Annotated in this window: 21 protein-coding genes and 1 tRNA gene; 12 read left to right on the plus strand and 10 right to left on the minus strand. The window is 70.7% G+C overall.

Going from position 1 to position 18,905, the window contains the following annotated elements; translation table 11 throughout:
* Positions 1–48 precede the first annotated feature (48 nt).
* Positions 49–408, minus strand: a complete 360-nt coding sequence (cpdR, locus tag ACO2Q3_RS25820; RefSeq protein ID WP_423312005.1) for a cell cycle two-component system response regulator CpdR — start codon at positions 406–408, stop codon at positions 49–51.
* Between the two features lie 153 nt (positions 409–561).
* On the opposite strand from cpdR, the gene ACO2Q3_RS25825 reads away from it, so the two are divergent.
* The 4 genes from ACO2Q3_RS25825 to ACO2Q3_RS25840 all read left to right on the plus strand — a co-directional run bounded on the left by ACO2Q3_RS25825 (position 562) and on the right by ACO2Q3_RS25840 (position 5,155).
* Positions 562–1,509: an N-formylglutamate amidohydrolase gene (locus ACO2Q3_RS25825; protein ID WP_423312124.1), complete on the plus strand. Its 948-nt coding sequence runs from the start codon at positions 562–564 to the stop codon at positions 1,507–1,509.
* A 485-nt stretch (positions 1,510–1,994) separates the two neighbouring features.
* Positions 1,995–3,830, plus strand: coding sequence for a translational GTPase TypA (gene typA, locus ACO2Q3_RS25830; protein WP_423312007.1), 1,836 nt, complete (start codon positions 1,995–1,997; stop codon positions 3,828–3,830).
* Positions 3,831–4,032: 202 nt separating this feature from the next.
* Positions 4,033–4,578, plus strand: a complete 546-nt coding sequence (locus ACO2Q3_RS25835; RefSeq protein ID WP_423312009.1) for an RNA polymerase sigma factor — start codon at positions 4,033–4,035, stop codon at positions 4,576–4,578.
* Entirely contained in the window at positions 4,568–5,155 is a 588-nt protein-coding gene (locus tag ACO2Q3_RS25840; RefSeq protein ID WP_423312011.1) for a hypothetical protein, read from the plus strand. Before ACO2Q3_RS25835 ends, ACO2Q3_RS25840 begins: the two co-directional genes overlap by 11 nt.
* 165 nt (positions 5,156–5,320) lie before the next feature.
* Here the strand turns inward: ACO2Q3_RS25840 and ACO2Q3_RS25845 are convergent, their stop codons facing one another.
* A complete protein-coding gene (locus ACO2Q3_RS25845; protein WP_423312013.1) occupies positions 5,321–5,803 on the minus strand; it encodes a GNAT family N-acetyltransferase in 483 nt (160 codons plus the stop codon).
* A gap of 80 nt (positions 5,804–5,883) precedes the next feature.
* Between ACO2Q3_RS25845 and ACO2Q3_RS25850 the strand changes: the two genes are divergently transcribed.
* Positions 5,884–7,062 carry an aminotransferase gene (locus ACO2Q3_RS25850; protein ID WP_423312125.1) on the plus strand — a complete coding sequence of 393 codons (1,179 nt, stop codon included), beginning with the start codon at positions 5,884–5,886 and terminating at the stop codon, positions 7,060–7,062.
* A 238-nt stretch (positions 7,063–7,300) separates the two neighbouring features.
* Here ACO2Q3_RS25850 and ACO2Q3_RS25855 read toward each other — a convergent pair whose 3' ends face one another.
* Together ACO2Q3_RS25855 and ACO2Q3_RS25860 are read right to left on the minus strand one after the other, a co-directional pair.
* Positions 7,301–8,074, minus strand: coding sequence for an AraC family transcriptional regulator (locus ACO2Q3_RS25855; protein ID WP_423312015.1), 774 nt, complete (start codon positions 8,072–8,074; stop codon positions 7,301–7,303).
* Positions 8,071–8,835, minus strand: a complete 765-nt coding sequence (locus ACO2Q3_RS25860) for a VOC family protein (RefSeq protein ID WP_423312017.1) — start codon at positions 8,833–8,835, stop codon at positions 8,071–8,073. Before ACO2Q3_RS25860 ends, ACO2Q3_RS25855 begins: the two co-directional genes overlap by 4 nt.
* 253 nt (positions 8,836–9,088) lie before the next feature.
* Between ACO2Q3_RS25860 and ACO2Q3_RS25865 the strand changes: the two genes are divergently transcribed.
* Positions 9,089–9,415 carry a UrcA family protein gene (locus ACO2Q3_RS25865; RefSeq protein ID WP_423312018.1) on the plus strand — a complete coding sequence of 109 codons (327 nt, stop codon included), beginning with the start codon at positions 9,089–9,091 and terminating at the stop codon, positions 9,413–9,415.
* 65 nt (positions 9,416–9,480) lie between these two features.
* On the opposite strand, the gene ACO2Q3_RS25870 is transcribed toward ACO2Q3_RS25865, so the two are convergent.
* The gene (locus tag ACO2Q3_RS25870; protein ID WP_423312020.1) at positions 9,481–10,242 is read right to left on the minus strand and encodes an SDR family oxidoreductase; all 762 of its coding nucleotides are present in this window, start codon (positions 10,240–10,242) and stop codon (positions 9,481–9,483) included.
* 85 nt (positions 10,243–10,327) lie between these two features.
* On the minus strand, positions 10,328–11,059 hold the full coding sequence (locus tag ACO2Q3_RS25875) for an extensin family protein (protein WP_423312022.1): 732 nt from the start codon (positions 11,057–11,059) through the stop codon (positions 10,328–10,330).
* 107 nt (positions 11,060–11,166) lie between these two features.
* Between ACO2Q3_RS25875 and ACO2Q3_RS25880 the strand changes: the two genes are divergently transcribed.
* From ACO2Q3_RS25880 to ACO2Q3_RS25895, 4 genes are all read left to right on the plus strand, one after another.
* Complete coding sequence (locus tag ACO2Q3_RS25880; RefSeq protein ID WP_423312024.1) at positions 11,167–11,697, plus strand: type II CAAX prenyl endopeptidase Rce1 family protein; 531 nt, start codon at positions 11,167–11,169, stop codon at positions 11,695–11,697.
* A 116-nt stretch (positions 11,698–11,813) separates the two neighbouring features.
* Positions 11,814–12,596: a hypothetical protein gene (locus ACO2Q3_RS25885; RefSeq protein WP_423312026.1), complete on the plus strand. Its 783-nt coding sequence runs from the start codon at positions 11,814–11,816 to the stop codon at positions 12,594–12,596.
* A 145-nt stretch (positions 12,597–12,741) separates the two neighbouring features.
* Positions 12,742–13,098 (plus strand): aspartate 1-decarboxylase, encoded by a 357-nt coding sequence (gene panD, locus ACO2Q3_RS25890; protein WP_423312028.1) that lies wholly within the window; start codon positions 12,742–12,744, stop codon positions 13,096–13,098.
* A 5-nt stretch (positions 13,099–13,103) separates the two neighbouring features.
* Positions 13,104–13,607 carry a hypothetical protein gene (locus ACO2Q3_RS25895; RefSeq protein ID WP_423312030.1) on the plus strand — a complete coding sequence of 168 codons (504 nt, stop codon included), beginning with the start codon at positions 13,104–13,106 and terminating at the stop codon, positions 13,605–13,607.
* 214 nt (positions 13,608–13,821) lie between these two features.
* Here ACO2Q3_RS25895 and ACO2Q3_RS25900 read toward each other — a convergent pair whose 3' ends face one another.
* Positions 13,822–14,565, minus strand: a complete 744-nt coding sequence (locus ACO2Q3_RS25900; RefSeq protein ID WP_423312032.1) for an SIMPL domain-containing protein — start codon at positions 14,563–14,565, stop codon at positions 13,822–13,824.
* Positions 14,566–14,716: 151 nt separating this feature from the next.
* Here ACO2Q3_RS25900 and ACO2Q3_RS25905 point away from each other — a divergent pair.
* Positions 14,717–14,792: transfer RNA gene (locus ACO2Q3_RS25905), tRNA-Ile, on the plus strand.
* A gap of 22 nt (positions 14,793–14,814) precedes the next feature.
* On the opposite strand, the gene ACO2Q3_RS25910 is transcribed toward ACO2Q3_RS25905, so the two are convergent.
* Positions 14,815–16,407 carry a methyl-accepting chemotaxis protein gene (locus ACO2Q3_RS25910; protein WP_423312034.1) on the minus strand — a complete coding sequence of 531 codons (1,593 nt, stop codon included), beginning with the start codon at positions 16,405–16,407 and terminating at the stop codon, positions 14,815–14,817.
* Between the two features lie 218 nt (positions 16,408–16,625).
* Complete coding sequence (locus tag ACO2Q3_RS25915; protein ID WP_423312036.1) at positions 16,626–16,949, minus strand: hypothetical protein; 324 nt, start codon at positions 16,947–16,949, stop codon at positions 16,626–16,628.
* 192 nt (positions 16,950–17,141) lie between these two features.
* Between ACO2Q3_RS25915 and ACO2Q3_RS25920 the strand changes: the two genes are divergently transcribed.
* A complete protein-coding gene (locus tag ACO2Q3_RS25920) occupies positions 17,142–17,648 on the plus strand; it encodes a GAF domain-containing protein (RefSeq protein WP_423312038.1) in 507 nt (168 codons plus the stop codon).
* On the opposite strand, the gene ACO2Q3_RS25925 is transcribed toward ACO2Q3_RS25920, so the two are convergent.
* A complete protein-coding gene (locus ACO2Q3_RS25925; RefSeq protein WP_423312040.1) occupies positions 17,594–18,835 on the minus strand; it encodes a citrate/2-methylcitrate synthase in 1,242 nt (413 codons plus the stop codon). The two genes, ACO2Q3_RS25920 and ACO2Q3_RS25925, sit on opposite strands and share 55 nt — an antisense overlap.
* Positions 18,836–18,905 lie beyond the last annotated feature (70 nt).

Raw genomic sequence — 18,905 nt, forward strand, 5'->3', positions numbered from 1 at the left:
GGCAGGGCCCTGGCAGTGCAAGGCCGTGATTGCGGTCCCGCCTGGGTGTCAGGCGGCGGCCATCATCCGGTCCACCTCGGCGACGATCTCGCGCAGGTGGATGGGCTTGGACAACACCTTGGCGCCGGCCGGCGCGCGATCGCCGGCGGACAGGGCCACGGCGGCGAAGCCGGTGATGAACATGATCCTCAGGCCGGGCTGGCGTGCGGCGGCCAGACGGGCCACCTCGATGCCGTCCATGCCCGGCATGACGATGTCGGTGAGCAGCAGATCCCAGCGCTCGTCCAGCACCGCGGCCGCCTCGTCGCCGTCGGCGCAGGCGGTCACCTCGTAGCCCGCGCGCTCCAGCGCCCGCGAGAGGAACCCGCGCAGGGAGTCGTCATCTTCGGCGAGCAGGATGCGGGGCATGGCGGTTACCGTAGTCTGGGAAAGCGCCAACGATAGTCGCCCAGACGTAAATCCCGCGTGAACCACGCCAATCGTCGCGGCCCGCGCCGCGCCGCGGGCGCTCGCCGCGTCTGCGCGTTTGACCGCCGCCGCACGATCCTGATTATGCGATCGATGAACCTGCGCGATCCGAGCGTGGCCGCCGAGGCGGCGGGCAATGACGCCGAGCCGTGCGGCGACAGGGGGACTGCCGGGAGCGCCGACGCCCCGCTCGGCGCCGCGTTCGAGATCACCCCGCCCGGCGCCGGCGCCCCATCGATCCCGCTGATCTTCGCCTCGCCGCACTCGGGGCGAATCTATCCGCCGCAGATGACCACGGCCTCGCGCCTCGATGCGGCCGCCATCCGCCGCTCGGAGGACGCCTATGTCGATCAGCTGATCGCCGGCGCCCCGGCGCACGGCGTGACCCTGCTGCGCGCCCTCTTCGCGCGCGTGTTCTTCGATGTGAACCGCCAGCCGTGGGAGCTGGACCCGGCGATGTTCGAGGACGAGCTGCCGGCCTACGCCCGGGCCCGCACGGCGCGGGTGGCGGCAGGCCTTGGCGCCATCGCCCGCATCGTCTCCGAGGGCCAGGAGATCTATGACCGCAAGCTGACCTTCGCCGAGGCGCGCGAGCGGGTGGAGGCGGTGCACCAGCCCTATCACGCCGCCCTGGCGAGCCTGATCGCCGAGGCTCGGGCCGAGCACGGCGTGGCGGTGCTGGTCGACTGGCATTCGATGCCGGCGGCCGCGGCGCAGCAGGCCGGCCTGGGCGCCGGCTGCGACATGGTGCTCGGCGACCGATTCGGCGCCGCCTGCGCCCCGGCGCTCTCGCGCCAGGTGGAGCGCGAGCTGGAGGCCATGGGCTACCGCGTGGCCCGCAACGCCCCCTACGCGGGCGGCTACACCACCGAGCACTACGGCCGCCCCACCCGGCGCGTTCACGCCCTGCAGATCGAGATCAACCGGGCGCTCTATGTGGACGAGGCGACCCTGGAGCCCACCGACGGCTTCGCCCGGCTGCAGGCCGACTTCGACCGCCTGGCGGGCATCCTGGCCGCCATGGAGTGGTCGGCGCTCTAGCGTCTGGGCGGGAATGGTTCAGCCCTGAACCGGGACCCTGGCGGCCCGCCGCGCGACACCCCGAGGGCGACCGCGGGACGCGGGCCAAAAAAAAGGCCGCGCACAACGGCGCGGCCAGTTCATTAGGGAGGAAACGCCCAGGAAGGGCAGAGACGTCAGCGACGCCTCACAGGGTCTATTTAGGGTGCGGCGCACAATCAGGCAAGCCCAAAAAACGCTTCAACGTTGAAATGTCGCGGGGAAAGCCGATTTCCCTAGCAAATTCAACATTCAGCCTTACATCGACAGCCAGACTCGTGTATGTTGCGCCGCACCATAAGCTGACGCAACGTCCGCACGACCTGACAAGCCATGCTTTTTCAGGGCCTTAGCCTGACCCCGGTGTCATCGCACCGGGGTGGCTTTGCGCCCCGCGATCGCTTACAAGCCCCGGCCTTCCGGCCCCTATCCCGCCCGCCCGTCCCCGCCAAGCCAAAGAACGGTTCATGTCCCTGCGCAACATCGCCATCATCGCCCACGTCGACCATGGCAAGACCACCCTGGTGGATCAGCTCCTGGCGCAGTCCGGGGTGTTCCGGGCCAACGAGGCGCACGCCGAGCGGGCGATGGACTCCAACGACCAGGAGCGTGAGCGCGGCATCACCATCCTGGCCAAGGCCACCAGCGTGCTGTGGCACGGCGCGGCCGGCGAGACGCGGATCAACATCATCGACACCCCCGGCCACGCCGACTTCGGCGGCGAGGTGGAGCGCATCCTGGGCATGGTCGACGGCTGCCTGCTGCTGGTCGACGCCGAGGAAGGCGTCATGCCGCAGACCAAGTTCGTGCTCGGCAAGGCGCTGAAGCTGGGCCTGCGCCCGATCGTGGTGCTCAACAAGGTCGACCGGCCGCACGCCGACCCCGACCGGGTGCTCAACGACGCCTTCGACCTGTTCGCGGCCATGGGCGCGACCGACGAGCAGCTGGACTTCCCGCACCTGTACGCCTCGGGCAAGCAGGGCTGGGCGACGCTGGACATGAACCAGCCGTCCGAGACCCTGGCCCCGCTGTTCGACAAGATCGTCGAGCACGTGCCCGCCCCGGCGGCCGAGGCGCGCGCCGAGGAGCCGGCCACCCTGCTGGCGGTGCTGATCGAGAGCGACCCGTTCCTGGGCCGGATCCTCACCGGCCGCGTGGACTCGGGCAAGCTGGTCCCCGGCATGGCCATCCAGGCCCTGTCGCGCGACGGCCAGATCGTCGAGAAGGGCCGCGTCACCAAGCTGCTGGCCTTCCGCGGCCTGAAGCGCACCGCCATCGACGTCGCCGAGGCCGGCGACATCGTCGCGGTGGCGGGCCTGTCCAAGGCGACGGTGGCCGACACCCTGTGCGATCCGCAGGTCACCGCCCCGATCCCGGCCCAGCCGATCGACCCGCCGACCATCGCCATCACCGTCTCGGTGAACGACAGCCCGCTGGCCGGCCGCGACGGCGACAAGGTGCAGAGCCGCGTGATCCGGGCCCGCCTGCTGGCCGAGGCCGAGTCCAACGTCGCCGTGAAGGTGGCCGAGACCTCCGAGAAGGACGCCTTCGAGGTGGCCGGCCGCGGCGAACTGCAGCTGGGCGTGCTGATCGAAAGCATGCGACGCGAGGGCTTCGAGGTCTCCATCAGCCGCCCGCGGGTGGTGTTCCAGAACGATCCGGAGACCGGCCAGCGGCTGGAGCCGATCGAGGACGTGATGATCGACGTCGACGAGGAATTCTCCGGCGTGGTGATCGAAAAGCTGGCCGCCCGCAAGGCCGAGCTGAAGGACATGGGCCCGTCCGGCACCGGCAAGACCCGGCTTTCGTTCCAGGCGCCGTCGCGCTCGCTGATCGGCTACCAGGGCGAGTTCCTGACCGATACCCGCGGCTCGGGCGTGCTGAACCGGGTGTTCAGCCACTACGAACCCTACAAGGGCGCCATCGAGGGCCGCCGCAACGGCGTCTTGATCTCCAACTCCGACGGCGACACGGCGTCCTACGCCCTGTGGAACCTGGAGGACCGTGGGGTGATGTTCGTCGGCGCCGGCGAGAAGACCTACCAGGGCATGATCATCGGCGAGAACAGCCGTCCGGACGACCTGGACGTCAACCCGATGAAGGCCAAGCAGCTGACCAACGTCCGCGCGTCGGGCAAGGACGAGGCCATCCGCCTGACCCCGCCGCGCCGGCTGACCCTGGAACAGGCCATCGCCTATATCGACGACGACGAGCTGGTCGAGGTCACCCCCAAGGCCATCCGCCTGCGCAAGCAGACCCTGAACCCGTCGTTCCGCAAGAAGCGCGTGAAGGAAGACGCGTAGACGCCTTCACCCTCCCCCTTGCGGGGAGGGACAGATCGCGAAGCGATCAGGGTGGGGCCGTGCGACGCCCCCGCGAAACCCGATGACAAGCTTGCCGCGGCGGGTGTTCCCCACCCTGCCCGCTGGCGCGGGCTGTCCCTCCCCATGAAGGGGAGGGCGGATTTGCTTGTAAGATTCGCCACACGCTGGCGACTACCTGGGCATGGACGGCGAACAGGCCAGCACCGCGGAGCAGGATGCGCGCTATCAGCGCGCCGCCGCGGCGTACGGGCCGGCGTTGGAGCGGCTGGCGCGGGGGTATGAGGCCGATGCGGACCTGCGCCGCGACCTGCTGCAGGAGATCCACATCGCCCTGTGGCGCAGCTACGCCGGGTTCGACGGCCGCTGCGCCGAGCGCACCTGGATCTACCGGGTGGCGCACAACACCGGGGTCTCGCACATGCTGCGCCGCCGGCGCGCCCGGCCCGGCGCCCTCGCCTCCTTGGAAGAGCTGGCCGAGCGTCCCGACCCCGGCCAGCCCAACCCTGAGACCCAGCTCGGCGAGCGCCAGGCGCTGGACATCCTGCGCCGGCTGATCGCGGCCCTGAAGCCCACCGACCGGCAGATCGTGCTGCTCTATCTGGAAGGCCTGGACGGCGCCGCGATCGGCGAGGTCTGCGGCCTGACGTCCGGCGCGGTGGCCACCAAGCTGCACCGCCTCAAGGCGCTCCTGGCGCAACGATTCCGGGGAGTCTCCCATGCCGACTGACCCGATGGACCTCGACCCGCAACACCTGTGGCAATCCCAGCCGACGGAGTACGACCCGATGACGCTCGCCCAGATCCATCACGAGGCCGAACGCCTGCAGACCCGCGTGCGCCGGCGCAACCTGCGCGAATACCTCGCCGGCGCCATTGGCATCCTGTTCTTCGCGCCTGTGGTGATCTTCAGCCACAGCTGGATGATGCAGGCCGGCGCGGCCTGGGTGATCGCCGCCGTGCTGTACATCCTCTGGCGGCTGAGCCGCGTCGGGCCCTCGCGCGGGGCGATCCCGGCCGCCGAGACGCAGGGCGCCGCCCTGGTCGACTTCCAGCGCGCCGAACTGACCCGCCAGCGCGATGCGCTGCGCAGCGTCGGCACCTGGTACCTGGCGCCGGTGCTGCCCGGCTTCGCCCTGATCCTGCTGGGCCGCTGGTTCGGCCCGCCCGCGGCGCACCGCACCGCCGCCACCGATCACCTGATCATCGTGCTGGCGGCCATGATCGCGGCGCTGATGCTGCTGGTGGTCTGGCTTCTCAACCAGCGCGGCGCGGACAGGCTGCAGCGCCGGATCGACGAGCTCTAGCGGCGGGCGGCGTAACCCCTCACCTTCCCACGCCCTGATCGGGCGTGGGCCCCTTCCTCTCCCTTTGGGAGAGGTGAAGGGCAGCACTGGGAAAAACACCTCTCCCAAAGGGAGAGGAAGGGGCCCGAGGTCGGCGCGAAGCGACGAGCTTGGGAAGGTGAGGGGTTACAGCTTGAGCTCCATCCACACGTCGACCCGCTCGTAGTCGCCGGGGCCGCGCTTCATGCCGGACAGCTCCTTGAAGCCGAACGACCGGTAGAGGCTGAGCGCCGGCGCCAGGGCGCTGTTGGTTTCGAGATAGAGCCGCGTGCCGCCCTCGGCGATCGCCCGGTCGACGCAGGCCTGCATCAGCAGCCGCCCCAGGCCCTGGCCCTTGTAGCCGTCGGACACGGCCATCTTGGCCACCTCGAAGCCGCCGTCGTCCATCGCCTTGAGCGCCACGCAGCCGACGATGCTGGCGGCGTCGGCCCGGTCGGGGCCGACGAACATCACCGCGCCGCCGGGGGCGATGATCTCGCCCCAGGGGTCGTCGAGCACCGCCACATCCTGCGGTTCGAGCTTGAAGTACTTCGTGATCCAGGCCTCGTTCAGGGCCTTGAACACCGGGGCCAAATCAGGGCGGAAGTCGATGATCTCCATGCCGCCCATGCTAGAGCTTTTCGGGGCGGGGTGTGAACCGTCCCGCCGTCCGCAAGCCGCCCAAAGTCGACAAAGGTCATTTCGCCATCATGGCCAACCCGATCTACGCCGCCCTGCCGACCACCATCTTCTCGATCATGTCCGGCCTGGCGCGCGAGCACGGGGCGATCAATCTCGGTCAGGGATTTCCCGACGCCCCCGGCCCGCTGGCGATCCGCCAGAAGGCGGCGGACGAGACGCTGAACGGCGACAACCAGTATCCGCCGATGCCGGGGATCGCCCCGCTGCGCCAGGCGGTGGCGGCGCACTACGCCCGCGCCCAGAGGCTGGACTTCGACTGGGCCAGCGAGATCACCGTCACCTCCGGCGCCACCGAGGCGTTGGCGGCGAGCTTCCTGGCGCTGCTGGAGCCGGGCGACGAGGCGATCCTGTTCCAGCCGATGTACGACAGCTACGCCCCGGTGATCCGCCGGGCGGGCGGCGTGCCCGTCCTGGCCCGGCTGGCCCCGCCGGCGTGGCGCTGGGACCGGACGATGCTGGAGGCGCTGATCACGCCGCGCACGCGGATGATCGTGCTCAACAACCCGCTGAATCCCACCGGCGTGGTCTATGGCGAGGACGACCTGGCGGTGCTGGCCGGGGTCTGCGTTGCGCATGACCTGATCGCGGTGTGCGACGAGGTCTGGGAGCATGTGGTGTTCGCCGGCGCCGTGCATCGCCCGCTGATCGCCTTCCCCGGCATGCGCGGGCGGACGGTGAAGATCGGCTCGGCCGGCAAGATGTTCGCCCTCACCGGCTGGAAGGTGGGCTTCCTGTGCGCCGCGCCGCCGCTGACCGAGGTTCTGGCCAAGGCGCACCAGTTCCTGACCTTCACCACGGCGCCGAACCTGCAGGCGGCCGTCGCCTGGGGCCTGGAGCACTGCGCCGGCTGGCTGGACGAGATGCCCCGCGACCTCGCCGCGTCCCGCGACCGCCTGACGGAAGGCCTGCGCCGCGAGGGGTTCGCCGTCCTGCCCAGCGCCGGCACCTATTTCCTGACCGTGGATCTTCCGGGCTCGGGCGTGCTGGAGGACGATCTGGCCTTCGCCTACCGCTCGGTGCGCGAGGCCGGCGTGACGGCGATCCCGGTCTCGGCCTTCTACGAGCGCGAGCCGGTCACCAGCATCCTGCGGCTGTGCTTCTCCAAGGCCGATGCGACCCTGGACGAGGCCGTGCTGAGGCTGGCCAAGGCGCGGGACCTGTCGATCCGGGCGCATAATCGGGGGTGAAGCCCCAGGTCGCGAGGACGGAACCCCTTACCTTCCCACGCGCCTTGCTCTCGCAAGCCACGTAGGCCCCTCCCTCTCCCTACGGGAGAGGTGGAGGAGAGGGACGCTCGCTGAAAGCCATCTCTCTGATCATGCCGGGAAAATCACCTCTCCCATAGGGAGAGGGAGGGGCCCGAGGTCAGCGCGGCAGCGCTGAGCTTGGGAGGGTGAGGGGCCTCCGCCCTCTCCATCCAAGCCCCTACCCCACCCGGCCCGGCGTGACGCCGAACTGCCGGCGGAAGGCGGCGATGAAGGCGCTGACGCTGTCGTAGCCGCAGTCGAGGGCGGCGCTGGTGACGCTGGTCCCGGCAGACAGGATGGCCATGCCGTGGATCAGCCGCGCCTTCTGCCGCCAGCCGTCCAGCGACAGGCCGGTCTCCGCCGGGAACACCCGCTGCAGCGTGCGCAGCGAGGCGCCGGCTTCGCGCGCCAGCGCCGGCAGTCCGCGCCGGTCGTCGGGCGACGCCTGGATCCGCTCGCAGAGCGCACGGGCCCGGCGGTCGGCGGGCAGCGGCAGGCCCAGATCCTGCGGCCGGGCCGCCGCCAGTCGGTCGATCAGGAAGCCGGCCAGTCGCGCCTGCTCGGGCTGCTCAGGGGCCAGCATGCCAAGCCTGAGCACGTGCAGCACCACCTCGCGCAGCAGCGGTTCGACCTCCAGCACCGCCGCCTCGGCCGGCAACGGCGCGGCCCAGCCCGGGGCGATGTACAGGGTGCGCATGGCCACCTGCCCCTTCATCGACAGGGCGTGGGTGACGCCGGGCGGCACCCAGATGGCGCGGGTGGGCGGGGCGATCCAGGCGGCGCGGTCCAGGGCGACGCGGATCACGCCGGACACGCCATAGACCAGCTGGCCCCACGCGTGCCGGTGCGGCGGCTCGCCCGAGCCATGCGGATAGGTGGCGGCCAGCGACCGGACGCAGAAGCCGTCGTCGTCCGACAGCGGCGGCGGGGCGATGCGGGCCGTCGCGGTCACACCGCCTCCCAGACCCCGGGATCGTACTGCATCGCCCCCGCGATCACGCCTTCCGGGTCGGCGAAGAAGGCCAGGCGGCCCACCCCCTCGATGTGGAAAGGCTTCATCAGCAGTCTTCCGCCGCGCGCCTCGATCGCGGCGAGGCTCGCGCCCAGGTCGTCGACGCCGACCGTGACCTCGTAGCCGGGCATCGCCGTGCCCGCCTCCACCTCGCGCCGCCCCTGCAGGGCGCCGAGCAGCCCGTCGCCGGCGTTCCTGACCTGGTAGAAGCCCGGCGGCCCCCAGGGTGTGAAGATCCAGTCGAAGGCGGCCTGGTAGAAGCCGCGCGCGCGGCCCACGTCATCGGCATTGATGGCGAAGTGGCGGACCGCGCCCTTGCCCGGCTGCGGCGCGGCGACATGCGCCGCCGCATAGGCCATCACCTTGCCGAGATTGCCCTCCGGATCGACGAACCAGGCGCCGGACCCGACTCCGTCGATGACGAAGGGTGTCGCCGCCGTCCTGCCGCCGGCGGCGGTGATGGCCGCCAGCGTCCCGGCCAGGTCGTCGACGCCGAAGGTCAGGTCGATGTCCGGTGCGGCGAGCCCCGGCGCCAGCTCGTGACGACCGTGCAGGGCGCCGCCCAGGCCGGCGCCGAGGATCTGCAGGAAGTCCGGTGGCCCCCAGGGCTCGAAGGTCCAGCCGAAGGCGCCGCCCCAGAAGTTCCGGGCGCGGTCAAGGTCGCTGGCGGCGATGGCGAAGTGACGGAGGGTGGCGGCCATTATGGCCTCCGGGCTGGGTTCATGACGATCACGCCATGATGCTCCCTCTGGGGTTGGCGCGCCATCGTCATAACGCCATCAAATGTCGCCACTGCGCCAACACGCAGGCGCTCCGGCAGCGCCGCTAACAGATTAACAGTAATAAATAAGTCCGCCTAACGTCATGGATATTAGTTCATGTGTTTCGCACAACTGTCTCAAGTAACCTGTAGAGGCTCGGGGCCGACATGAAATGACATCTGGGAGAGATGAAATGCGCGACACATCCAATATTGGCCGGACCCTGACGATCGTCGCCCTCGCCGTGACGTCGCTGCTTTGGGCGACGCATGCCGGCGCCGAAGACCTGCGTATCCGCGTGGGCGATGTCTCGCAGGCCGACGGGGCGCATGCCTTCAACGACCGGCTGGCCTCTGCGGCGCGCGCGCTGTGCGCCGGCTATTCCCGCGCCGACCTGGCCGCCCGTGACGCCTGCGCCGCTTCCGTGCGCCGCCAGGCGCTGGCCCAGCTCACCGCCGACCAGCGGGCCGAGCTGGCCACGCCCAACCACGGCATGGCCATGGCGCAGGGCAGCCACTGACCGGCGCGTACAGCAACGCCGTCCGGCTGGCGCCGGACGGCGTGATCTGGTTCAGACCTGACTCGCTAGATCGTAGAGCCGCCATCGACCACCATGGCCTGGCCGGTCATCCACGACCCCGCCTTGGACGCCAGGTAGACGGCGGCCCCGGCGATGTCGTCCGGCTCGCCCAGGCGCCGCAGCGGCGTGCCCGAGCTGGAGCGCTTCTCGGCCTCCGGGGTGTCCCACAGGGCGCGGGCGAAATCGGTCTTCACCAGCCCGGGGGCGATGCAGTTGACCCGGATGTTGTGCGGCGACAGCTCGTGCGCCAGGTTCCGCGCCAGCTGGAAATCGGCCGCCTTGGAGATGTTGTAGGCCCCGATCACCGCATTGCCGCGCAGGCCGCCGATCGACGAGACGATGATGATCGCCCCGTCCTTCCGCTCGGCCATCTCCGGCGCGACCATCTGGATCAGCCAGTGGTTGGAGATGATGTTGTTGTCGAGGATCTTGCGGAAGGCGTCGTCGGTGATGCCGCTCATCGGCCCGTAATACGGGTTGGAGGCGGCGTTGCAGACGCAGATGTCGACCTTGCCAAACGCCTTGCGGGTCTCGTCCACCAGCCGCTGCAGGTCGTCCTTGGACGAGATGTTGGCCGGCACGGCGATGGCCGCGCCCGGATGCTTGGCATTGATCTCGGCGGCCACCTCTTCGCAGGGCCCGGCCTTGCGCGAGGAGATCGTCACCTTGGCGCCGTGCTCGGCGAACCGCTCGGCGATGGCTTTGCCGATGCCGCGGGAGGACCCGGTGATGATGGCGACCTTGCCGCTGAGGTCGAAGAGCTCCATAGCGCGTTCCCTTTAAACATCCGTTTGATTGTGGCGCAGTTGTAGGCGGGGCGGACGCCGCGTCAAGCGGCGGCGGCCGCCCAATTCAGGAACAGAACCCGGTCAGGCCGAGGCCGGGGTCGTTCCAGGCGCGCCCCATGTCGAGGTGCAGGTGGTCGCGGTGGTCGGCGTTGAAGTCGGGCCCCAGGGTGTGGCCGAACACCTTGCAGGCGCCGGCGCGGACGTCGCGCAGGAATCGCCCCTCCGGACCCGGCCGGCGATAATCCGCCAGCACCGTCACCTCGTGGCCGTCGGCCAGGCGAAAGCCGGCCACGTCGATGGCGTTGGCGGCGGCGTGCTGCGACAGGTTCACGGCGTCGTGGCGGATGTTTCGGCAGGCGTAGGTTCCCAGATGCCTTACGCCGACCAGGCCCGCGCGCAGATCCCGCCGCGCCGCCGGCTGAACCACCTGCCGCTCCCAGACGGCGTAGGCCAGGGCCTGACGGCAGCTCATCAGTGGCCGGGACGGGCTGAACGGCGCCAGGGCCCCGGCGTCCTCAACCCGCCCGACGTCACGCAGCCGGCAGGCGCCGTCAGCCCGGTCCGGGACCGGGGTGAAGCGGACCCCGCCGGCCGCCAGCACGGCCGCGCAGGCGCCCGGACTCAGCCTCTGCAGCTTGTAGCGGGTGAAGAGGCCCACCGGCTGGTCGAGAGAAAGCGGCTTCCAGGGGACGTCCTGCGGCGGCGCGAAGCGCTCCGCCGCGGCGACGGCGAGACCGGCCGCCGCCAGCAGCATCGCCAGGAAGACCATGGGGAGGCGCAGGGGTCTGCGGCGCAAGGCGGGCTCCGGCGCGAAGGGGCGCGCCCTTCCTCCCACAACCGGCGGTCTCCCGCCACCGGCAAGGCGGCGCTACAAGGGAACCCGGCAGGCATGGAGGCGAGGGCATGGCGGCGGGCGGCTTTGCGGCGTGGCTCAGCGGCGCGCCGCGACGGCTGATGGTGTCTTTGACGACCCTGCCCGACCTGCCGGGCTGGGGTTACGCGGCCGGCGTCAGCGCCGCGACCCTGGCCGGGATGGCGGCCGTGGGCTTCTCCACGGGCTACTACACCCTGCACCCGACCTTGACGGCCGGCCTGGGTGGACGCCTGGTCGGCGTTCTGATTGCGCCGGGCCTGGGCGAAGAGGCGCCGTTTCGAGGTCTGATGATCCCCGGCCGCGACGAGGCGGCGAGTCCCTGGACGGCGCTGATCCCGGTGACCCTGGTGTTCACCGCCTGGCACGTGGTGGAGGTGCTGACCTTCCTGCCGGCGGCGCGCGCGGCCTTCCTGCGCTGGGATTTCCTGACCTGCGCGGCGATCCTGGGCCTGGGATGCGGCCTGATCCGCTGGCGCACGGGATCGCTGTGGCCGGCGGTGGCGTTGCACTGGCTGGCGGTGACGATCTGGCAGACCTGGCTCGGCGGATTTTCCCTGTGAGGGCCCGCTGACGACCGGCTTTGTCGGCCTCGGTCATGCTGGCGCAACATCGGCGACGGATTTTGGCCGCAGCAGCCGCTAAGCTTGCCGACCCTGGTTCGAAAGACACCTGCCCCATGTCGCGGCCCCTGCCGACCCTCGCCGTTCTGCTGGCCGCGCCGGCCCTGGCTCTCGCCCAGCCTGGCCCGCCGCCAGGAGGCGCTCCGTCCGATCGGCCTGTCGCGCACGGCGACCACGGCGGAGCCCCTCCGGAAAGCCTCGGCCCCGACGGCCAGCCCCGGCCGCGCCCCCGGATGTTCATCAGCCCCTCCGGCGAGCCGTTCCGCCCGGTTCGCGACGGCGGCGAGCCGTTCGACGTCTGGTTCGCCCGGGTCGACGCCAACCACGACGGCCGGATCGACCGCGCCGAGTTCCGCGCCGACGCGGCGGCCTTCTTCAAGATCGTGGACACCAATGGTGACGGCGCCATCGACGGCTTCGAGATCAATGCCTACGAGCACAAGATCGCGCCCGAACTGATCGCCGAGACCGAGCTGCGCGCCTTCGGCCCTCCGCCGCGCGACGACGATGACGATCAGGACCGCGGCGGCCATGGCGGCCGTCGGCGTGGCGGCCCTGATGGCGGCGGAGGCGACGGCCGGCGAGGGCGGGACGGCGCGGGCGGCGGCGAGCGCGGGCCGCGCGGCCACACGGCGCTGATCAACGAGCCCGAGCCGGTCGCCGGCGCCGACCTGAACGTCGACGGCAAGGTGACCCTCGCCGAATGGATGACGGCCACCGACCGCCGGTTCGACCAGCTCGACGACAGGCGCCTGGGCTATCTGACCCGCGACGCCCTGTTCGCCAAGCTGCCCAAGCCGCCGGTCGGCAAGCGCAAGCGCGGCGACCGCGGGCCCTGACGGCGACCTTACGTCGCCCCTCTCGCCGGGTGAGATTGAACGGCGCCCGCGGCAGGGCTATATGCGCCGACGCCTTCGCAGGGGCGCCCTCTTGGGCACCGGGCCTTTGCGACGGAGGGGACGACCCGCGAAAGGTTTGACGTCCATGCTGCTGACCATGCTCAAGGCCAAGCTGCACCGCGCCACGGTGACCCAGGCCGACATGGACTATGAAGGCTCCATCGCCATCGACCGCGACCTGCTGGACGCGTCCGACATCCTGGCCAACGAGCAGGTGGACGTGCTGAACATCACCACCGGCGCGCGCTTCACCACCTACGCCATCGAGGCGCCGCGCGGCTCGAAGGTGATCGGGGTCAACGGCGCGGCCGCGCGCCTGGTGCAGCCGGGCGACAAGGTGATCATCGTCGCCTACTGCCAGCTGCCCGCCGAAGAGGCGCGCAACTACAATCCCAACGTCGTCCTGCTGGGCGAGGGCAACGCCATCAAGAAGGCGGCCTGAGGCGCATGCGCCGCATCGCCGCCACGGCGCTTGGCCTGGGGCTGGCGCTGGCCCCGATGCTGGCGGCCTGTTCCAAGGGCGGCGGCGCTTCGGGGGGCGGCATAGCCCTCGGCGGCGGCGACAAGCTCCCGGCCGACGCCCTGGACGCCGCCATCGGCCGCTCGATCGGCGATCCCACCACCTGTGTGCTGATCGCCCGCGCCAGCGACCGCAAGGTGGTCTACCGCTACGGCGAGGGCTTCAACTGCGTGCGCGGCCTGCCGGCCTGCGACCGCCCGGGAACCCTGTCGGCTGAGCAGGCCCTGGCCCTGGCCACCCCGACGGGGCGCTTCAAGAGCTGCAACTCCGACGACGCCGGCGATCGCAGCGTCGGCTGGGCCGAGGGCGTGGCCAAGAGCGCCCATGGCCGGCAGCTGGTCTATTCGGCGATGATGGAGGGCCAGCGCGCCCTGCCGGGCATGGAGATGTCCGCCCGCCTCGACGAGGCCTTCGCCAACGCCGACCTGTAAGGCGTGCGGAGCCCCTCGCCTTCCCACGCGCCTTGCTGACGCAAGCCACGCGGGCCCCTTCCTCTCCCTGTGGGAGAGGAAACGCTCCTGTCCGATCCGCCGGACTGGGCTCACTGGCAGCGGCTTCTTTCCCCTCTCCCCCGGGAGAGGGAGGGGCCCAAGCTCGGCGCGGCGGCGCTGAGCTTGGGACGGTGAGGAGCTCAGGCCCGTCGGCTCAGTGGCTCATCTCGAACAGGCCGGTGATGTCGACGCGGACCTTCACCTGGCCAGTCTCCACGGGCGTGGCGGCGTCGGCGCGCGCGGCCATGGCGAACACCTTCGGCCGCGGCGGTTCGATGGACGTCCCGCCGCCCTCGCTGAGGTTCACCAGGCGACTGATGCGATAGCCGGTGGCGTTGGCGTAGAGCGACGCCTTGTCCTGCAGCGCCTTCACCGCGGCGATGCGGGCCGTGTTCTCGGCGGAAACCGGGTTGGACAGGCCGAAGCTGATGTTGCTGACGTTGGTGGCGCCGGCCGCGACCACCGCGTCGACCACCGCGCCCAGCCGGCCAAGGTCGCGCACGGTGACCGTCACCTGGTTGGAGGCCTGGTAGCCGGTCAGCTTCGGCGGCTGGTTCTGCTCGTAGACGTACTGCGGATTGAGGCTGAGGTTGGAAGTCTGCAGGTCGCGCGGCTCCAGCCCGGCCTTCTTCAGGGCGGCCACCACCCGGTTCATCTGGGCGGCGTTGGCCTGCATGGCGTCGGCGGCCGTCGGCCCGGTGTTCTCCACGCCCAGGGTGATGGTGGCCATGTCCGGGTCGGCGCGGGCCTCGCCGTAGGCCGACAGGCTGAGCGTCGTGGCGGCGAAGGCCGGGTCCGCCTCCGCGAACGCCACGGACGGCGCGGCGGTCAGCGCGGCGCTCGACAGCAGCGCGATCGACAGGGCGGGGACGGCGCAGGCGCGCAGGAGAGACTTCATCGGTTTCTTTGCTCCTTGGGGCCGCCCCTTCTACACGAAGAACGGGGGGAAGGCGGCCATGGCTGATCGCGCGACCCTGACGGTCCCAACCTGAACGGGAGCTTTAAGCCGCGCGGCGACCATGCTACCCCGCCCGCATCCCTGGATCAGGGGGCCCGTAGCTCAATGGTTAGAGCCGGCCGCTCATAACGGTCTGGTTGCTGGTTCGAGTCCAGCCGGGCCTACCACGGACAGCCGGCCCCGCCGCGATCAGAACTCTTCCCAGCCGTCGTCGGCGCGCGCCGAGGGGGCGGCGGCGAAGCTTGCCGCGACCCTGCGGCGCAGGTCGCGGGCCGGCGAAGGGGTGACCGCTCCGCGGGAGGCCGCCTTGGCGCGGCCGGTGTTGAAGGTCCGCACCAGCCGGTTCAGCTCGGCGATCTCCTGTTTCAGGGAGTGCGCGGCGGCCGTGGACTGCTCGACCATGGCGGCGTTCTGCTGGGTGATCTGATCCATCTGGTTGACGGCGGTGTTGACCTCGCCCAGTCCGGACGACTGCTCGAGCGACGAGGCGGTGATCTCGCCGACCAGCCCGTCGACGCCCGAGATCCGGGCGATGATGTCCGACAGGGCTTCGCCGGTCTCGTTGACCAGCGAGACGCCGCCGGCGACCTGACTGGTCGACGCCGAGATCAGGGTCTTGATCTCCTTGGCCGCCTCGGCGGAGCGCTGGGCCAGGGCCCGCACCTCGGAGGCCACCACGGCGAAGCCGCGGCCCGCCTCGCCGGCCCGGGCGGCCTCGACGCCGGCGTTCAGCGCCAGAAGGTTGGTCTGGAAGGCGATCTCGTCGATCACGCCGATGATCTGGCCGATCTGCCGGGACGACGCCTCGATCTGGCTCATCGCCGCCACGGCGCGGGACACCACGTCGCCGGACGTCTGCGCCACGGTCTTGGCGTCGGCCACGGTCTTCTTGGCGTCCGTAGCGCCCTCGGCCGCCCGCCGCACGGTGGCGGTGATCTCGTCCAGGGCGGCGGCGGTCTGCTCCAGGCTGGCGGCCTGTTGTTCGGTGCGCCGGGAGAGGTCGTCCGAGGCGCTTGAGATCTCCTCGGCCCCGGCATTGATGCGGTCGGAGCTGGCGCCGACCTGCACGATGGCGTCGCTCACCTTCTCGATCGCATCGTTGAAGTCGCTGGCCAGCTGAGCGTAGGCGGGCGGCATCTCGTCGCCGATCCGCCGGGTCAGATCACCCGCGGCGAGGGCCGAAAGGGCCGGCCCGATGGCGGCGATCACCGCCTCGTTGGTGCGGCGCGCCTCGTCCTCGACGGCCTTTCGGGCGCGTTCCGAGGCCTCGAGGTAGACCGAGATGGCCAGGTCCATGTCCAGCAGCGTGGCCTTGACCACGGCGCCGATGGCGGCCGAAGCCCGGTCCGCGGCGTCCTTGTCGGCGCGCCCGGCGCCGAACCCACGCTTGGGCCAGTGCGCCTTGAGCACCGCATCCACCAGCTGTTCCAGCACCAGGGCGTAGCCGCCGATGTACCAGCGCGGCTCGAGGCCGATGCGGGCGTGGATCTCGCCCACCTTGGTGACCGCGCGCAGATAGCCGGCGTCGAAGCGGCCGTTGGCCAGGGCGTCCCAGTGCGACTGCTGGCGCGCCTTGGCCCCCTGGATCTCGCCCTCGGAACCGAAGAAGGCGCGGGTCTGGGGGTGGGCGCGAACCTGGTCGTAGAAGCTGTCGAGCGCGCCGGGCAGCCGGTCGAGAAGCTCGCGGCGCACGGACTTCAGCCGCTCGCTGGAGGCTGCGTCCAGACGCATGAACGCCAGTCGCTCGTCCAGAGCGCCTGTCTCGTTTTGATCGATGCTCATCCGTCGCTTGCCCTTCACGCTCGCAAAGCAGGGGCAAACCTCACGAATACCAAAGTTATCCGATGTTACTCAAAAAGGTGCGTCGAGGAGACGCACCCTTTGAATACATGGAACAACTCATTCGATCTGCCCATTGGCAATCGAATATTTCTGAGTCTGTTTACGAAGAATGACCGAGGGGCGCGACTACGTAGAACCCCTTAGCCTGGATCAGGCCGTCAGGCGTCCACGCTGGCCACTGCGGCGGGCGATTCGCGCCAGGTAAGGCCTTCCGCATTGCACACCCAGCGGCCGACGCGGCGGTAGTCCTTGCCGTCGACGGTGACGCCGAACGCCAGAAGCTCGATCACCGCCGCCTCGACGTACTGGTAGAAAGGCCCGGAGCGGCGACGGGCGAAATCCAGCAGTTCTCCCTGGGCCCAGGCGATCGCGTCGGCGTCGGTCGGCAGCCGCTTCTTCAGCGGCGACAGGCGGTTGTTGGGCAAGGCATTGATCTTGCGCTTGGAAACCGCATGGCGCAGTTCGACGCTGTAGGTCTTCACCGGGGGGCTCCCTGTGTTGCCGGAGGACGGGCGCTTCAGCGCGACGTCGGACGCCGGATCATGTTGCATTGCAGCATATTGCGGCTTGTACATTTGTGCAATGCCACATACCCGCATTGTCGGAACAGGCGCCCGCGTTTGCCCGCCCGGCGACGTTTTGGCGCAGAGGCCAGGGCAAGCTATAGGGAGCCGATGGCGGAGAGCTTCAACAGCAGGGTCCTGACGGACGATCGCGCGGCGCGCTATGCCGAGGTGGCCGATGAGATCGCCGCCGTGCTGGCCGGCGAGCCGAACCTGACGGCGCGCATGGCCACGGTGTCCTCGATGCTGGCGTCCAGCTTCGCGCACTATTTCTGGACCGGATTCTATGTGGTCGACCCGGCCAGGGACCGCGAGCTGGTGGTCGGTCCCTACCAGGGCACCCTGGGGTGCCTGCGGATCGCCTTCGGCCGCGGGGTATGCGGCGCGGCGGCGGCCGAGCGGCGCACCATCCTGGTCGCCGACGTCGAGGCCTTTCCCGGCCACATTGCCTGCGACAGCCGCTCGCGCAGCGAAATCGTCACCCCGGTGTTCGGCCGCGACGGCGAACTCATCGCCGTGTTCGACGTCGACGCCACCGAGCCGGGGGCGTTCGACGCACGCGATCAGGCGGGCATCGAGCGCATCCTGGACGAGACCTTCGGCAGCGGCCCCAGGTAGAGCCCCTCGCGGTGCTCCGCCTCGCCCTGCGCCGTCTGCTCGATGGCGTGGGCGATCCAGCCGACCGCCCGGGCCAGGGGAAACAACCACCGCGCAGGACCCAGCCCCAGCCGGCGGCCCAGGAACTGGTTGACGATCAGCAGGCTGGGGCCCTGGCTTCGCGCCTCGCGCACCGCCTCGATCAGCGCCAGGAAGCGGCGATAGTCCCGCTCGTCCGCCGCAACCGCCGCCAGGGCCGACAACAGCGCCTCGGCGCGCGGGTCCGCAGGGCCGTAGACCCCAGGCTCGAAGCCGGGGATCACCTCCCCGTCCCGAAGACAGCGGAGCAGTGGCGCGGTGGCGTCCGGCCCGTCGAGCGCCTCGGTCAGCAGCCGGCCGGCCGCCTCGTGCCGGCTGAGCGAGCTGCGCCGGCCGACGCTGACCAGCAGGCCGGTCATCACCGCGCGCCACGGGGTGACCCCGTTGGCGGCCACGGCGCGGACGGCGTAGGCCGCGGGCTCGAAGCCGTGGTCGGCGGACAGCACCAGCAGCCGCCGCAGCAGGTCGGCATTCGCCGCCCCGAGCCCCAGCCGGTCGGCGACGTGGCGATGCACGGGCCCGGCGGCGGGCGCGCTGTCGCCCGTCAGGATCGCCGCCAGCCAGCGGATGACAGCGCCGCCGGTGCGGGCCATGCCCGGCGCGGTCAGGTCGAAGGCGCGCGGATTGGCGAGCTCCAGCAGCGGCAGGGCCAGGGCCGCGCGATCGGGCCAGGGCAGGCCCTGCAGCAGCGCGCTCATGGCCGCCAGCTGTGGCGGCGCGTCCGGCGCCGGCGTCGCGAACACGCGTGCGGCGTCGGCGTCCCAGAGAATGCCGGCGACATCCTCCAGGGTTGCCCCGGCTTCGGCCAGTTCAAGAGCGCTTTGCCCGCGATAGAAGGGACCCTGCTCGGTGATCAGGGTCAGGGCGCTCTCGCGCCGCAACTCCCCACGGGGCGGCCGTGCGGCGCCCGCCTCTGCGGCGCGATCCTGCCGCGCCGCCCGCCGGGTGCGCAGCCGCAGGAGATCCTGGCGCCAGTAGAGTCGCTCGCGGCTGCCCGCGACCGGTTGCGAGCGGATGCCGTGGCGGCCGACGTAGACGTAGAAGGTGTTGAGACTGACCCCCAACAGGGCCGCCGCCGCCGGGGCGCTTAGATAGTCGTCGTCGGGCATGACGCCAACCTAACAATCTTTATCAAGATTGACGATGGTCGACCGTGGGAGCCATTGGGCGGCTGGTCTT

Source organism: Caulobacter sp. KR2-114 (assembly GCF_049446115.1).
Classification (GTDB): domain Bacteria; phylum Pseudomonadota; class Alphaproteobacteria; order Caulobacterales; family Caulobacteraceae; genus Acaudatibacter.

Bases quoted from the DNA above. Each gene is read 5' to 3' on its own strand.
- cpdR (WP_423312005.1), bottom strand. From the start codon at position 408: ATGCCCCGCATCCTGCTCGCCGAAGATGACGACTCCCTGCGCGGGTTC.
- ACO2Q3_RS25825 (WP_423312124.1), top strand. From the start codon at position 562: ATGAACCTGCGCGATCCGAGCGTGGCCGCCGAGGCGGCGGGCAATGAC.
- typA (WP_423312007.1), top strand. From the start codon at position 1,995: ATGTCCCTGCGCAACATCGCCATCATCGCCCACGTCGACCATGGCAAG.
- ACO2Q3_RS25835 (WP_423312009.1), top strand. From the start codon at position 4,033: ATGGACGGCGAACAGGCCAGCACCGCGGAGCAGGATGCGCGCTATCAG.
- ACO2Q3_RS25840 (WP_423312011.1), top strand. From the start codon at position 4,568: ATGCCGACTGACCCGATGGACCTCGACCCGCAACACCTGTGGCAATCC.
- ACO2Q3_RS25845 (WP_423312013.1), bottom strand. From the start codon at position 5,803: ATGGGCGGCATGGAGATCATCGACTTCCGCCCTGATTTGGCCCCGGTG.
- ACO2Q3_RS25850 (WP_423312125.1), top strand. From the start codon at position 5,884: ATGGCCAACCCGATCTACGCCGCCCTGCCGACCACCATCTTCTCGATC.
- ACO2Q3_RS25860 (WP_423312017.1), bottom strand. From the start codon at position 8,835: ATGGCCGCCACCCTCCGTCACTTCGCCATCGCCGCCAGCGACCTTGAC.
- ACO2Q3_RS25865 (WP_423312018.1), top strand. From the start codon at position 9,089: ATGCGCGACACATCCAATATTGGCCGGACCCTGACGATCGTCGCCCTC.
- ACO2Q3_RS25870 (WP_423312020.1), bottom strand. From the start codon at position 10,242: ATGGAGCTCTTCGACCTCAGCGGCAAGGTCGCCATCATCACCGGGTCC.
- ACO2Q3_RS25880 (WP_423312024.1), top strand. From the start codon at position 11,167: ATGGCGGCGGGCGGCTTTGCGGCGTGGCTCAGCGGCGCGCCGCGACGG.
- ACO2Q3_RS25885 (WP_423312026.1), top strand. From the start codon at position 11,814: ATGTCGCGGCCCCTGCCGACCCTCGCCGTTCTGCTGGCCGCGCCGGCC.
- panD (WP_423312028.1), top strand. From the start codon at position 12,742: ATGCTGCTGACCATGCTCAAGGCCAAGCTGCACCGCGCCACGGTGACC.
- ACO2Q3_RS25895 (WP_423312030.1), top strand. From the start codon at position 13,104: ATGCGCCGCATCGCCGCCACGGCGCTTGGCCTGGGGCTGGCGCTGGCC.
- ACO2Q3_RS25900 (WP_423312032.1), bottom strand. From the start codon at position 14,565: ATGAAGTCTCTCCTGCGCGCCTGCGCCGTCCCCGCCCTGTCGATCGCG.
- ACO2Q3_RS25910 (WP_423312034.1), bottom strand. From the start codon at position 16,407: ATGAGCATCGATCAAAACGAGACAGGCGCTCTGGACGAGCGACTGGCG.
- ACO2Q3_RS25920 (WP_423312038.1), top strand. From the start codon at position 17,142: ATGGCGGAGAGCTTCAACAGCAGGGTCCTGACGGACGATCGCGCGGCG.
- ACO2Q3_RS25925 (WP_423312040.1), bottom strand. From the start codon at position 18,835: ATGCCCGACGACGACTATCTAAGCGCCCCGGCGGCGGCGGCCCTGTTG.